Annotated in this window: 15 protein-coding genes; 7 read left to right on the forward strand and 8 right to left on the reverse strand. The window is 69.6% G+C overall.

Annotation, left to right across the window (positions count from 1 at the left end; translation table 11 throughout):
- Nucleotides 1-38 precede the first annotated feature (38 nt).
- Genes AB0J64_RS45120 through AB0J64_RS45135 form a run of 4 tightly spaced genes read right to left on the reverse strand, consistent with a single transcriptional unit; the run spans nt 39 to nt 4348 of the window.
- Nucleotides 39-599: an ATP/GTP-binding protein gene (locus tag AB0J64_RS45120; protein WP_344986840.1), complete on the reverse strand. Its 561-nt coding sequence runs from the start codon at nt 597-599 to the stop codon at nt 39-41.
- A 7-nt stretch (nt 600-606) separates the two neighbouring features.
- Nucleotides 607-1077, reverse strand: coding sequence for a DUF742 domain-containing protein (locus AB0J64_RS45125; protein ID WP_344986842.1), 471 nt, complete (start codon nt 1075-1077; stop codon nt 607-609).
- 5 nt (nt 1078-1082) lie between these two features.
- Nucleotides 1083-1505, reverse strand: a complete 423-nt coding sequence (locus AB0J64_RS45130) for a roadblock/LC7 domain-containing protein (RefSeq protein WP_364041982.1) — start codon at nt 1503-1505, stop codon at nt 1083-1085.
- Nucleotides 1502-4348: a nitrate- and nitrite sensing domain-containing protein gene (locus AB0J64_RS45135; protein ID WP_364041984.1), complete on the reverse strand. Its 2847-nt coding sequence runs from the start codon at nt 4346-4348 to the stop codon at nt 1502-1504. The genes AB0J64_RS45130 and AB0J64_RS45135 overlap by 4 nt, the downstream gene beginning before the upstream one ends.
- A 392-nt stretch (nt 4349-4740) precedes the next feature.
- On the opposite strand from AB0J64_RS45135, the gene AB0J64_RS45140 reads away from it, so the two are divergent.
- From AB0J64_RS45140 to AB0J64_RS45170, 7 genes are read left to right on the forward strand one after another with little or no spacing between them, the layout of a single operon-like run.
- A complete protein-coding gene (locus AB0J64_RS45140) occupies nt 4741-5727 on the forward strand; it encodes an ABC transporter substrate-binding protein (RefSeq protein ID WP_364041986.1) in 987 nt (328 codons plus the stop codon).
- Entirely contained in the window at nt 5727-6500 is a 774-nt protein-coding gene (locus tag AB0J64_RS45145; RefSeq protein ID WP_364041987.1) for an ABC transporter permease, read from the forward strand. The genes AB0J64_RS45140 and AB0J64_RS45145 overlap by 1 nt, the downstream gene beginning before the upstream one ends.
- Complete coding sequence (locus AB0J64_RS45150; RefSeq protein ID WP_364041989.1) at nt 6497-7315, forward strand: ABC transporter permease; 819 nt, start codon at nt 6497-6499, stop codon at nt 7313-7315. The genes AB0J64_RS45145 and AB0J64_RS45150 overlap by 4 nt, the downstream gene beginning before the upstream one ends.
- Before the next feature lie 14 nt (nt 7316-7329).
- Nucleotides 7330-8334, forward strand: a complete 1005-nt coding sequence (locus AB0J64_RS45155; protein WP_364041991.1) for a methyltransferase — start codon at nt 7330-7332, stop codon at nt 8332-8334.
- Between the two features lie 51 nt (nt 8335-8385).
- The gene (locus tag AB0J64_RS45160) at nt 8386-9366 is read left to right on the forward strand and encodes an ABC transporter substrate-binding protein (protein WP_364041993.1); all 981 of its coding nucleotides are present in this window, start codon (nt 8386-8388) and stop codon (nt 9364-9366) included.
- Entirely contained in the window at nt 9363-10142 is a 780-nt protein-coding gene (locus AB0J64_RS45165) for an ABC transporter permease subunit (RefSeq protein WP_364041995.1), read from the forward strand. Before AB0J64_RS45160 ends, AB0J64_RS45165 begins: the two co-directional genes overlap by 4 nt.
- Complete coding sequence (locus tag AB0J64_RS45170) at nt 10139-10969, forward strand: ABC transporter permease (RefSeq protein ID WP_364041997.1); 831 nt, start codon at nt 10139-10141, stop codon at nt 10967-10969. Before AB0J64_RS45165 ends, AB0J64_RS45170 begins: the two co-directional genes overlap by 4 nt.
- Before the next feature lies 1 nt (nt 10970).
- Here AB0J64_RS45170 and AB0J64_RS45175 read toward each other — a convergent pair whose 3' ends face one another.
- The 4 genes from AB0J64_RS45175 to AB0J64_RS45190 form a co-directional block, all read right to left on the reverse strand.
- Nucleotides 10971-11414, reverse strand: coding sequence for a hypothetical protein (locus AB0J64_RS45175; RefSeq protein ID WP_364041999.1), 444 nt, complete (start codon nt 11412-11414; stop codon nt 10971-10973).
- A 6-nt stretch (nt 11415-11420) separates the two neighbouring features.
- Complete coding sequence (locus AB0J64_RS45180) at nt 11421-12785, reverse strand: aldehyde dehydrogenase family protein (RefSeq protein ID WP_364042001.1); 1365 nt, start codon at nt 12783-12785, stop codon at nt 11421-11423.
- A 105-nt stretch (nt 12786-12890) separates the two neighbouring features.
- Nucleotides 12891-13478, reverse strand: a complete 588-nt coding sequence (locus tag AB0J64_RS45185) for an ATP/GTP-binding protein (protein WP_364042003.1) — start codon at nt 13476-13478, stop codon at nt 12891-12893.
- Complete coding sequence (locus AB0J64_RS45190; protein ID WP_185078676.1) at nt 13459-13827, reverse strand: DUF742 domain-containing protein; 369 nt, start codon at nt 13825-13827, stop codon at nt 13459-13461. Before AB0J64_RS45190 ends, AB0J64_RS45185 begins: the two co-directional genes overlap by 20 nt.
- Between the last annotated feature and the right edge of the window lie 18 nt (nt 13828-13845).

Raw genomic sequence — 13845 nt, forward strand, 5'->3', positions numbered from 1 at the left:
AGCGAATGAACGTCTAAGACTCCAGCCTATCCGCTCCGCTAGCCGCTCCAGCCTGGCACGGCCATGCGGACTGTGAGAGCGTGCTCGACCAGGTTGATCAGCGCGCTCTTGACCGAATCCTTGGAGCGGGCGTCGAGGCGCACCATCGGGATGTGCGGCGCCAGGGTGAGCGCGTCGCGCACCTCGGCGTCGCTGTGCCCGTAGACGCCGTCCCATCCGTTCACCCCCACGATGAACGGCAGCTGGGCCTCCTCGAAGTAGTCGATCGCCGGGAAGCTGTCCGCCAGACGCCGGGTGTCCACGAGCACGACCGCGCCGATCGCACCGCGTACCAGGTCGTCCCACATGAACCAGAACCGGTGCTGTCCGGGCGTGCCGAACAGGTAGAGGATCAGGTCGCGGTCGAGCGACACGCGGCCGAAGTCCATGGCGACGGTGGTGGTCGACTTCAGCGGTGTCATGCCCAGGTCGTCGATGCCCTTGGAGGCGTCGGTCATGACGGCCTCCGTCGTCAACGGCATGATCTCCGACACCGCGCCGACGAACGTCGTCTTGCCCACCCCGAATCCGCCGGCGACCACGATCTTCGTCGAGGTCAAACCGGGGCTAGAGCCTGCGAAGTCCACTGAGCACCCTTTCCAGCAGGTTGACGTCCGGCCTACCCGCATCCAGCTGCGGCTGATGCACCCGAACCAGGCCTTCCGCCGCCATATCCGCGATCAGAACACGCACCACACCGAGCGGGATCCGCAACAGCGCCGAGACCTCGGCCACCGACCTGACCTGCAGGCACAGCTGACTGATCGCCTTGTACTCGGGGGTGATGTGCGAGAACTCCCGGTGCTCGGCGGTCGCCGAGGACACCAGCGCCTCCATGGCCAGCTTGACCTTGGGCGCGGTACGTCCGCCCGTGACGGCGTAGGGCCGTACCGGCGAGGCGGGGTCGGCGCTGGGAGGCGGCGTGGGAGGAGGCTGCCAGCTCGGCGGTGGTGGCTGCCAGCTCCCACTGTTCTGGGAGTCCCAGGCACCGCTGTTATGGGAATCCCAGCCGCCGCTGTTCCATCTGGGGTCTGTCACTTACATCACCTGGTCTGGCTGGCGCGAAGCTCCGCGCGCACAGCCGGAGTCAGCACCTGACCGGCGCGATCGACCATCAGCGTCATCTGGTACGCCACCAGCCCCATGTCACAGTCAGGGGCCGCCAGCACCGCCAGGCACGAGCCGTCACTGATCGACATGGTGAGCATCAGCCCGTGCTGCATCTCCACGATCGTCTGGTTGACCGCGCCGCCCTCGAACACCCTGGCAGCGCCGTGCGTCAGGCTCACCAGGCCTGACGCGATCGCGGCCAGCTGGTCGGCCCGGTCAGCCGGGAAACCCGACGAAGCCGCCAGCGGCAACCCGTCGGACGAGACGACCACGGCGTGCGCGACTCCCGGAACGGTACTGACGAAGTCGGTGATCAACCAGTCCACCCCGCGTGCCGCGTGGCTAAGGTCGTTCACGCGCCCTCCTCCCTACTGTCACTCCTGGAGCCGGACCCGTACGTCCTGCCCTCGCTGATGTCATCGCGCGCGGCGCGGAAGCCCTGCTGGAAGCTGGAGAGCCGGCTGCGTACCCGTTCCGGGGAGACCGACGGCGTGGGCGCGACCCCCTTCGGGGCCGACACGGTGTCGGCCGAGCCGGGCACCAGGTTCGCCTTCGGCACCCGCTTGGGCAGGCCGGCCGCCGTCGAGCCGTCACGAACCGGCTCGACCACGGCCTCGGCGGCGCTCCAGCCCGCGTCGGCCTTGGCGGAGCCCCAGGTCGCGCCGCTCTCGACGCCGTGGTCGAACCAGGCCGATTCGACCGAGGCGAAGATCGGCAGGTACTCGTCCCCGGCCGAGGCCGGCTTCACCGCGGGGATCGGGCCCGTCGCGGCGGCTTCGGTCTCGGGGAAGTCGTAGCGCTGCTGCGGGGGCAGCCCCTTCTCGGCGGCGCGCGACCAGGGGCGTGGGTCGTCGGGCAGGGCGCCGCGCTTGGGCAGCGCGGTCTCCCCGGTCATCGGCGCGCGCGAGGAGACCCAGACGTCCGAGGCGGCCTCGTTGGAGGCCATCCAGTTCGGCTGCTCGGCCGGCCACTGCGGGGCCGACGGCCAGGCGCCGCTCGGCACCGGCTCGGACGGGTACGACGGATACGAGGGGTGTGCGCCACTGGGATAGGACGGGTGCCCAGGCCCCATCTGGTAGCCCCCGGCCGGCCATGGGCTGGCCGAGGCCGGCTGCGGCGTGGGGAACGCCTCCTGGGCCGGCTGGTTCGCGGGCGTGGAGCCGGCGTACGACGGGGCCGCGGCCCCCAGCAGCGACTCGGGGATGAGCACCATCGCGGTCAGGCCGCCCGTGCCGTGCGGGCGCAGCTGCACCCTGATGCCGTGCCGGTGCGCCAGCCTGGCCACCACGAACAGGCCCATGCGGCGGGAGACGGAGACGTCCACGCTGGGCGCCTCCATCAGCCGCTGGTTGGCCTCGGCGAGCTCCTCCTGGGTCATGCCGATGCCGGAGTCACTGATGGAGAGCATGATGCCGCCGCCGTCGATCCTGCTGCCGGAGACCGGCACGCGGGTCTCGCGGGGCGAGAACGACAAGGCGTTCTCGATCAGCTCGGCGAGCAGGTGGATGACGTCGTTGACGGCCTGGCCGGCGATGGAGACACCCTCGGGGACCTCCAGGACGACCCGCTCGTAGTTCTCGACCTCCGACAGCGAGGCTCTCGCGACGTCCACCAGCTTGACCGGCTGGCTCCAGCGGCGCGGCGGATCCTGACCCGCGAGGACCAGCAGGTTCTCGCTGTTACGCCGCATACGCGTCGCCAGGTGGTCCAGCTTGAACAGGTTGCCGAGCCGCTGCTCGTCCTGCTCGCCCTGCTCCAACCCGTCGATCAGCGTGATCTGCCGCTCGACCAGCGTCTGGCTGCGCCGCGACAGGTTCACGAACATCGCGTTGACGTTGCTACGGAGCCTCGACTCCTCGCCGGCGAGACGGACCGCCTCGCGGTGGACCTCGTCGAAGGCCCGGGCGACTTCACCGATCTCGTCCTTGGTGTTGATCTCGATGGGTGGCACCGTTAGCTGTTCGGGGCGCACGTCGCTCTGGCGGAGCTGGCGGACGAGGTCGGGCAGCGTCTGGCCGGCGATCTTCAGCGCGTCACCGCGCAGGCGCCTGAGCGGGCGTACGAGCGAGCTGGCCATCAGGGCGGTGATCGCGAGGACCAGGACGAGCAGCACGGCGACGATGCCGATGTTGATCGCGGCCAGCTGCCTGTCGCTGCTCGCGACGTCGGCGCTCCGGGTGGCCACCTGCTCGCCGAGCGACTTCTGCACCTGGTGGAGCCGGTCGACGGTCTCGCTGATGGACTGGAACCAGCGGTCGACGTCGTTCGTGGTGGAGCTGTCCAGTCTGCGCAGGGACTGGTGGTTGTTCGTCAGCAGCACGGCTCGGGCGATGTAGAACTCGGCGCGGCCGATCTTCACGCTGGCGACCGTGTTGTCGAACATCTGCCGCTGCGGCTGCGTGGCCACGGCGAGGAACGCGGCCCGCTCGCTCTCGCGCCGGGAGCGGGCGTCGAGGAAGGCGTTGAACTCCGGCTCCTCGAACGTGCCCCTGGTCAGCGCGATCGCCAGAAGGGCGCGCTGCTTGGAGGCCTGCTCCTCCGCACGGGCGACGGAACGGAGCGCGGAGCTCGTGGAGATGAGCTCCTCGTCGGTCGCTCCCTGGCCGAGCTCCTCGTAGAGCTGCAGCATGTCGGCGATCGTCTCGGAGTACTTCTCCACCGTCGGCAGCGGCGGCAGCTGCGAGCCGGCGACGGTGGCGCGCAGCGAGGCGAGCTGGCCGAGGCGGGTGCGGATGCGGTCCAGGGTCCTGCGGCCGGTGTCGGACAGTGACGACTCGGCGGTCTTCGCGACCTCCAGGGTGCGGCCGACGCTGGCGTCCACGATCTCCTGCTGGCTCTTCAGCCGGTCCCGGTCGGCCGCGCTCCGGTTGGAGGCCACGAAACGGCCGGCCAGGTCGCGTTCGAGACCGAAGTCCCGGGACAGCTCGCCGAGCTGCGTGACCAGCGCGCCCACCTGGCTGATCTGCTGGTACTGCTGGGCGCTGTTGATGGAGGTGGTGACGCGCAGCCCGCCCAGGATCACGCCCACAAGCGTGGGAACGGCGATGAGGGCGATGAGACGGGTACGCACCCGCCAGTTGCGCAGCGCGAACGGGCTACCCGACCTGGGCTGCCGCACCTCTGGTGCCTCGCCGCCCACAGAATCTTCAGGCAGGTCCGGAGCCCTGCCACGACCGGGGCCGGTCGTTGTTGTCGTCACTGATGGCAACCTCTCGCCATTGGCCTGCTTCTAGGGGGGTCTCAGCGGCTTCGTCACATGGACGAGTGATCGCAGGCAAGTTCGAGGCCCAATTTGAGCACAAACCTCATACTTCAGCCAACGTCTCGTAGGGTTTCAACCGTTCCAAGTCACACATTGTTCACGTCGCAAGCTCCCGTTTACGGAGCGCAACCGCCGCATCAATCCGGACATACGGGAACAAAAGGCGCTATATGCCAATATTTACACCTATAGCGTCTTACAGTCATCTTTAGCAGATAACTTCATATTCGCGGCATGGATCTGCCGCCGCCTTCTCCCCTCCGGTACGCTTCACGCCCGGCATCCCGTGCCGATCTCCAAAAGCTTCCCCTGGTAGGAGAACCCCCCCGATGACACGCAAACTGCGCTGTAACGCCATTGCTCTCGGCGTCGCAGTCGCTCTCGCCCTGACCGGCTGCAGTGGGTCCGACAAGCCTGCGGACTCCTCGGCCGACAGCAAGGGCTTGGAGAAGACCACCATCAAGGTCGGCGCTCTCCCTGTTCCGGACGCCGTATCCCTCTACCTCGCCAACGCGAAGGGCTTCTTCAAGGAAGAGGGACTGACGGTGAACCCGGTCATCATCACCGGTGGCGCCGCCGCCCTGCCGCAGATCGAGAGCGGCGCGCTGGACATCTCGATGACCAACTACGTCTCGACCTTCCTGGCCGTCAGCACGGGCAAGAAGATCAAGCTGATCGCGGACTGCTATCAGGCCGGTCCGAACACGTTCAACATCATGGTCCCAGGGGACTCCCCGCTCAAGACGGTGGCGGACCTGAAGGGCAAGACCGTCCTGGTCAACAACCTGCACAACATCTCCACACTGGCGGTGGCGACGCAGCTCAAGGTGGCCGGTCTCAAGGAGACGGACGTCAAGTTCGCCGAGAAGCCGCTCCCCGAGATGGGCGCCGCGATCAAGAGCGGCCAGGGCGACGCGGGCCTTCTCACCGAGCCGTTCATCACGGCCACCCAGAGCGCCAGCGGCTTCCGCAAGCTCGCCGACACCATGACCGGTCAGATGGAGAACTTCCCCATCGCGGGCTGGATGGCCACCGAGGACTGGTCCGCGAAGTACCCGAAGACGCTGGCCGCGTTCCAGCGCGCCATCTCCAAGGCGCAGCAGCTCGCCTCGAGCGACCGCAAGCAGATCGAGACCATGCTGCCGACGTACACGAAGATCGACGCCAAGACGGCGTCGGTGATCACGCTGGGCACGTACCCGAGTGAGCTGAACGCGGACCGCCTGCAGAAGGTGGCCGACCTCATGCTCGAGTACGGGTACCTCAAGAGCGCCATCGACGTGAAGTCCGTCATCGCGGCGCCGTCGTCGAGCTGATGGCCGGTGCCCGACTGCTCCGCGGCGCCGTCGGCGCCGCGGGGTTCCTTGTTCTCGGGGAGGTGGTCATCCGCTTCGGGCTGCAAGGCCTGGGCACTCCCCCTCCTTCGGTCATCCTGTACGAGGCCGCGCGCATGCTCGCCGACCCCGACTTCCTCGCGGGGGTCGGCGCCACGCTCACCAACTGGGCGCTCGGCCTGCTGATCGCCACCGCGGTGGCCGTGCCCCTGGGCGTGCTGCTCGGGGCGCTGGCGCCGCTGGAACGGGCCATCAGGCCGGTGCTGGAGTTCATGCGCCCGATCCCCTCGGTGGCCATCATCCCGCTCGCGATCCTGCTGATCCCGGCGGACGAGCTGATGAAGATCTCGGTCATCGTGTACGCCTCCATCTGGCCGATCCTGATCAACACCCTGTACGGCATGCACGACGTGGACCCGCAGGCCAAGGAGTCCCTGCGCAGCTTCGGATTCGGCGACCTGGCCGTGCTCGCCAGGGTGAGCCTGCCCAGCGCGGCCCCGTTCGTCGCGACGGGGGTCAGGATCGCCGCCGGGGTCGCGCTCGTCCTGGCCGTCAGCGCCGAGCTGATCGCCGGCGGCGTCGCCGGCATCGGCGTCTACGTAAGCGTCGCGGGCAGCGGCAACCGGATGGACCTCATGCTGGCGGCGACGTTCTGGGCCGGCATCATCGGCGTGATCGCCAACGTGGTCCTGCTGGCCGGCGAGCGACGCCTCTTCCACTGGCACCGCGTACGGACGGGGGTGGCCGAGGCGTGAAAGCCCTCACCAGGCTCTGGGTGGTCCCCGCGGTGCTGGTCGTCTGGGAGCTCCTCGGGCGCGCCATCGGCGATACCGACTTCCCGCCGCCCACGACCATCGTCGTCCGCATGTACGAGCTGTGGTTCTCCGGCCCGGCCACTCGCGTCTTCCTCACCGACGACGCGATCGGCAACATCCTGCCGAGCCTCGGCCGCATGTTCGGCGGCTGGGTCCTGGCCGCGCTGATCGGCGTGGTGGCGGGCATACTGCTCGGGCGCTCGCGCTCGGCGACCGACTACGTGGACCCGCTGATCGAGTTCGGCCGGGCCGTGCCTCCCCCGCTGCTGCTGCCGGTGTTCCTCCCGCTGTTCGCCACTCTTGCGAGCGTTCCTTCCTCTGGTCAAGCGTTCAACGCCGCGCTGGCCACGCAGCTGGCCACGATCGTGTTCGGCGTGATCTGGCCGACGCTGCTCAACTCGATCGAGGGCGCCAGGGCGGTGGACCGCACCTACACCGAGACGGCCGCGGTGTTCAACCTGTCGAAGCTGCAGCGCCTGTTCGTGGTCGAGCTCCCCGCCGCCTCGCCCAAGATCTTCGCCGGGCTGCGGCTCAGCCTCTCACTGGCCTTGATCCTCATGGTGCTCACCGAGTTCATCGGCGGCACCGACGGCATCGGCTACCAGTTGCTGACAGCCCAGCGCAGCTTCGACGGCGCCGCGGTGTGGGCGACCATCGCCCTGCTCGGCATCCTCGGTTACGTCGTGAACTCCCTGTTCGTGCTGGCCGAACGCCGCGTCCTCGTCTGGCACCGGCAGGCCACCCGCAATCCCTGACCCTGGAAGGACCTATGCCGCATTCCGATGAACTCCTTTGGGGAGCCTTAGGCGACATCTCCCGTTTCGCGGCCCTGCTCACCATGGCGGAGCTGGGCCTGGCCGACCACCTGGCGCACGGTCCGCTCGACACCTCCGAGCTGGCCGTGCGCGCCGGCGCCAACGCCCCCGCGCTGCGCCGGGTCCTGCGCGAGCTGGCGAGCATCGGCCTGGTCCGCACCGCAGGACCGGACGCGTACGACCTGACGGAGAAGGGCACCGCGCTCCGCTCGGACGCCCCCGACTCCGTGCGCTCCTCGATCCGCATGCTCGGCGAGGAGAGCTTCTGGTACGCCATCGGCATGCTGCCCGCCACGGTCCGCGACGGCAGCTCGGCCTTCGTCAAGCGGTACGGCCACGTATACGACCATCTCGCGAAAAATCCGGCTTCGAGTCGGTTGTTCAACGACTACATGACCGCCAGGGCCGCAGCGTTGACCGAGGGCCTGGCCAAGCGGTACGACTTCCCCCCGACGGCGACCATGGTGGACGTGGCCGGCGGAAAGGGCCACATCCTGGCCACGGTGCTGCACGCCAACCCGCAGATGCGCGGCATCCTGTTCGACCTGGAGCACGTCGTCGAGCACGCCAGGCGGACACTGGCGGCGGAGGGCCTGGCCGAGCGGTCCGAGGTCGTCGCCGGCGACTTCTTCGCCGAGGTCCCGGCCGGCAGCGACGTCTATCTGCTGGCCAGCGTCCTGCACAACTGGGACGACGAGGACTGCGTCAAGATCCTGCGCAACGTCCGCAAGGCCATGAACCCCGATGGCCGCGTCCTGATCCTGGAGACGGTGCTTCCTGATGACGAGAGGCCGCACCTGGGTAAGGACATCGACATGCGCATGCTGGCGATTTTCAACGGCGGCACCGAGCGCAGCCGCGACGAGTTCGCGGCCCTGCTCTCCCAGGCCGATCTGGCGCTGACCGACGTCGTCGAGCTGGGCTCCGGCGCGAGCCTCATCGAGGCCAGGCCGCGCTGACCCTCTTCCTCCGGTCTCCCACCTGATGACAAGACCAAGAAAGGCGGTTGCATGAAACTGGCCAGGTTCGTAGTCGCGGGTATGGCGATCGCGCTGACACTCAGCGCGTGCGGAGGAGGAGGCGGCCAGACGGGCACGGGCGGCGCCGCGTCCTCCGGCGGGCTGGAGAAGACCCAGCTCCTGGTCGGCGTGGTGCCGGTCCCGTCGTCCGCGCCCCTGTTCATCGCGGAGAAGCGCGGCTTCTTCAAGGCGGAGGGCCTGACCGTCAAGACGGAGATCATCCAGGCTCCGCAGGCGGTCATGCCGAAGATCCTCAACGGCAGCATGGACGCGTTCATGACGAGCTACGTGTCGCTGATGGCGATCAACGACTCCGGCGCGGCCAAGCTCAAGCTCTTCCAGCACAGCCAGGAGGCCGCCCCCGGCGTCGCCGGCGTCGTCGTGGCCAAGGGCTCGCCGATCAAGGCGCCCGCCGACCTCAAGGGCAAGACGATCGCGGTCAACGTGCTGAAGGCGCTCGGCCAGACGCTGACCAACGCCCACCTGCAGGAGGCCGGGCTCAAGCCGGAGGACGTCAAGTACGTGCCGGTGGCCTTCGCCGACCAGCTCACCGCGCTGTCCTCGGGCAAGGTGGACGCGGCCTGGCTGGTGGAGCCGTTCCTGACCGCGGCGAAGAAGGGCGGCGCGACGCAGATCATCGACACGACCAGCGGCGTGACGGCCGGCGTGCCGATCGACGGGTGGGGCGTCACCGAGGACTGGCTGGCCAAGAACCCGAAGACGGCCGCCGCCTTCCACCGCGCCCTGGCCAAGGCCCAGCAGATCGCCAGCTCCGACAGGAAGGCGATCGACGAGGTGGTGCCGATGTACACGCAGATCCCGGCGGACGCGGCGGCGGCGATGACGCTCGGCAAGTTCTCGATGGAGGCCGACAAGGCGAGCGTCCAGAAGCTGGCCGATCTGCTGCAGGGCTACGGCTACCTCAAGTCCAAGGTGGATGCGGCGCAGCTGTTCGCGTCTGTGAGCGGATGATCGAACACCGGCTCGGGCGGGCGGCGCTCGGGGCGCTCGGGATCGCCGCCTTCGTCGCACTCGCCGAGCTGGCCGGGCGGATCGGGCTCGTCCCCGACGTCGTGCCGCACATGTCGGCCGTGCTCGCCGCGGCGGCCGAGCTGCCGCTGGAGGCGCAGTTCAGGGCCGACGTGCTGGCCACGCTGGCGGCGTGCGCGAGCGGGCTGGCGATCGCGGTGGCGGTCGCCGTGCCCGCGGGGCTGCTGCTCGGGACGGTGCCGTTCGTGGAGCGGTCGGTGCGGCCGCTGGTGGAGTTCCTGCGGCCGATCCCGTCGGTGTCGCTGATCCCCGTCGCGATGTTCCTGTTCGCTCAGAGCCAGGACGCCAAGACCGCGCTGGTCGTCTACACCTGCACGTGGCCGGTGCTGATCAACACGCTGTACGGCCTGAGCGACGTCGACCCGCTGGCCAAGGAGACGCTGCGGAGCTTCGGCTTCGGGCCGGTCGCCGTGGCGCTGCGGGTGAGCCTGCCGAGCGCGGCGCCGTTCATCGCGACCGGCATCCGGATCGCCGTGTCGGTCACCCTGATCGTCGCGGTGAGCGTGGAGCTGCTGGCGCCCGGCGACGGCGGGATCGGCGCGTTCCAGTCGCTGGCGGGCAGCGCGAACCGGCTCGACCGCATGCTGGCCGCGCCCCTGTGGGCCGGGCTCATCGGGCTGGCCGCCAACCTGCTGTTCACGGTAGCCGAGCGGCGCGTGTTCCGCTGGCACCGTGCGCGTACGGAGGGCGCCGCATGAGCGCCGATGATCGATCATCCGCTCACGGGCGCCCGCTCCGCCGTCGGAAACTCGGCGGGCGGCTGGTGTGGTACTGGCTGCTGCCGGTGGCGGTGGCGTGCTGGGAGCTGGCCGCGCGCTCGGCGCAGGCCGCGTACTTCCCGCCGCCGTCGCGGATCGTGGCCAGGCTGCACGAGCTCTGGTTCTCGGGGCCGGTGACGCGGGCGTTCCTGACCGACGAGGCCGTGGCCGACCTGCTGCCCAGCCTGGGCAGGCTGTTCGCGGGGTGGGCGGCGGCGTGCGCGGCCGGGGTGGCGATCGGCGTCGCGCTCGGCCGCTCCCGCTGGCTGTCGGCCCTGGTGGAGCCGCTGCTGCACTTCGGCCGCTCGGTGCCGCCCACCACACTGGTGCCGGTGTTCCTGGTGCTGTTCAAGATCGGCACCCCGATGCAGCTGGCCTCCATCGTGTACGGCGTCGTCTGGCCCGTACTGATCAACTCCATGGACGGCGCCCGTACGGTGGACCGGCAGTACATCGAGACCGGCACCGTCTACCGGCTCGGCCCGTGGCAGCGGCTCACCCGCATCATCCTGCCCGGCGCCTCCCCCAAGATCTTCGCCGGCCTGCGGCTGAGCGTCTCGCTGGCCCTGATCATGATGATCATCTCGGAGCTGGTCGGCAGCAGCGAGGGCATCGGGCACCGCATGCTGGAGGCGCAGAGCCAGTTCGACATCCCGGCCATGTGGGCGGGGATCGTGCTGCTGGGGGTGCTCGGCATCGTGCTGAACGGCGCGTTCCTGGGCTTCGAGCGCGCCATGCTGTCGTGGCACCGCGGAGCGCGAGGCTGAGTCAGCTCACGCGGCGCTCGTCGATCAGGGTCCGCTTCACGCACACGCCGTCCTTGATCCATTGCCAGACGCGGCTGCGTGACGTGCCGTCCTCGCTCAGCACGATCATCTCGTGGAGCCGCAGGTCCTCGTCCTCGGCCTTGTACTGCCAGCTGAGGTAGACGGTGGTCGCGTCCAGCTCCCAGAACTCGCCCTTGATCCGCTCGGTGTCGAACCCGCACCGCCCGCCGCCCAGGTACGTCCCCGGGAACTCGTGCACCTCCGTGCGCCCGTCGTCCCAGGTGTAGCGGTTGGTCTGGTGGTAGACGGCGTCGTCCAGGATCGCGCAGGTCATCCGGACGCGGTGCCGGTCGATCAGGGTGCCGTCGCGGTCGAGATGCAGGTACTCCCCCTCCCACTCGCCCTCGTGGCGGGCCAGCAGCGGCATGTCCGCGCGAAGTCCCATCCGGAGCTACTCCTTCGTCGTGTGCCACCACGGGTCGGCGGCGTCGGATCGGTTGACCAGGAAGGCCCGGCGGCGCAGGAACCTGCGGATGGAGGCCGCACCCATGCGGGAGCCGCCGAGGCCCGACAGGCGGAAGGAGTGCTTCTCGCCCTCGTGCACCAGCGCGGTCAGGGAGGCGTCGTTGACGCTGATCGCGCCCGCGCGCAGCCGGGCCGCCACGGCCATGGCCTGCTCCTCCGTGGCGGCGAAGACCGCGGCCGACAGCCCGTAGACCGAGTCATCGGCCAGCGCGACGGCCTCGTCGGCGCCCGCCACGGCCATGACCGGCAGCACCGGGCCGAACGTCTCCTCCGTCATCACCAGCATGCCGTGGTCCACGCCGGAGAGCACTGTCGGTCGGCACCAGTGACCGCCGCCGTGCCGCTCGATCGCGCCGCCCGTGTGCACGGTCGCGCCCCTGGCGACGGCGTCGGCCAGGTGCGCGGCGATCACGTCCTCCTGGCCGGGGCCGATGATCGGCCCGATGGGGCCGCCCTCGCAGGTCAGCCCGACCTTTGCGGCCTTCTCCACGAGCAGCCCCAGGAACTCGTCGTGGACCTCCCTGGCCACGTAGACGCGCTCGATCGACTGGCACGACTGCCCGGCGTTGGCGGTGCCGCCCCAGAGGATCGCCGACGCCGCCCGCTCCAGGTCTGCCCCGGCCAGCACGATCGCCGGGTCCTTGCCGCCCAGCTCCAGGAACGCGGGCACGAACGCGCGCGCCGCCGAGCGGGCGACGAGCCGCCCCGTCTCCACGCTGCCGGTGAACACCACGGCGTCCACCAGGTCCACCAGTGCCGCGCCCGTCTCGCCGTCGCCCTCGACGACCTCGAGCGGCAGGTCGTCGGGGACCAGCCGCATCAGCGGCTCGATGAACCTGGGCGTCACCTCGCTGGGCTTGACCAGCACCGCGCATCCCGCGGCCAGCGCGGGCACGGCGTCGATCAGGCCGAGCAGCAGCGGGAAGTTCCAGGGGCTGATCACCCCCACCAGCTCGTACGGCACCGCGTCGCCCCCCACGAAGACACCGGGCAGGGAGGCGGGGAACTCGGCCCGTGGCTCGAGGAGAGCGGGCGCCTGGCGTACCCATCGGTCGATGAGGCCTGCGACGATCTGCCGCTCCAGCACCGACTCCCCCACCCTGCCGGTGTCGGCCACCAGCGCGGCGAGCAGGTCGTCGTCATCGGCCAGCGCGGCGCCGAACCTGGACAGGGCCTCGCCGGCCGGTCGGCCCGAAGCCCGTTCGCGCAGGCCGGCCGCGACGGCGGCGAGCCGGTCGGGCGGGACAGGGGCGAGCGCCCTGTCGGTCTGCCCGGTGAGCGGGTTTCTCACGTTCATGTGGTGCGGCCACGGGACATGATGCTCCTGCGATGCTCGGCGGGAGCCATTGTGATCAGGAGAGTGCCGCGGCTGTCAACGCGCTCGCGAACCGGGTAATCACCCGCCCCAGCCCGGCACGGCCATGCGTACCGAGAGCGCGTGCTCGACCAGATTGATCAGCGCGGCCTTGACGGAGTCCTTCGACCTGGCGTCCAGCCGCACCAGCGGGATGTGCGGGGCCAGCGTCAGGGCGTCGCGCACCTCGGCGTCGCTGTGCGGATACTCTCCGTCCCAGCCGTTGACGCCCACCACGAACGGCAGCTGGGCCTCCTCGAAGTAGTCGATCGCCGGGAAGCTGTCGGCGAGACGGCGCGTGTCCACCAGCACGACGGCCCCGATCGCTCCCCTTACCAGGTCGTCCCACATGAACCAGAACCGGTGCTGTCCGGGCGTGCCGAACAGGTACAGGATCAGATCACGGTCGAGTGAGACCCGGCCGAAGTCCATGGCGACGGTCGTGGTCGACTTCAGCGGCGTCATGCCCAGGTCGTCGATCCCCACGGAGGCGTCGGTCATCACGGCCTCCGTCGTCAACGGCATGATCTCCGACACCGCGCCGACGAACGTCGTCTTGCCCACCCCGAAACCTCCAGCCACCACGATCTTCGTCGAGGTGAGGCCGGGGCTAGAGCCTGCGAAGTCCACTGAGCACCCTTTCGAGCAGATTAACGTCGGGCCTGCCCTCGTCCAGCTGTGGCTGATGCACGCGGACCAGACCTTCGGCAGCCATGTCAGCGATCAGCACGCGCACCACGCCGAGGGGGATCCGCAGCAGGGCCGACACCTCTGCCACGGACCGGACCTGCCGGCACAGTTGGCTGATCGCCTGGTACTCCGGCGTGATATGCGAGAACTCCCGGTGCTCGGCGGTCGCCGAGGACACCAGGGCCTCCATCGCCAGCTTGACCCGCGGCGCCGTCCGTCCGCCTGTCACGGCGTACGGGCGGACGGGCGAGGCGGGGTCAGGATTCAGCTGCGACTGGGACTGGGGCACAGGCTGAGGCGCCCAACC

The sequence above is a fragment of the Nonomuraea sp. NPDC049695 genome, from assembly GCF_040674955.1.
GTDB classification, from domain to species: domain Bacteria; phylum Actinomycetota; class Actinomycetes; order Streptosporangiales; family Streptosporangiaceae; genus Nonomuraea; species Nonomuraea helvata.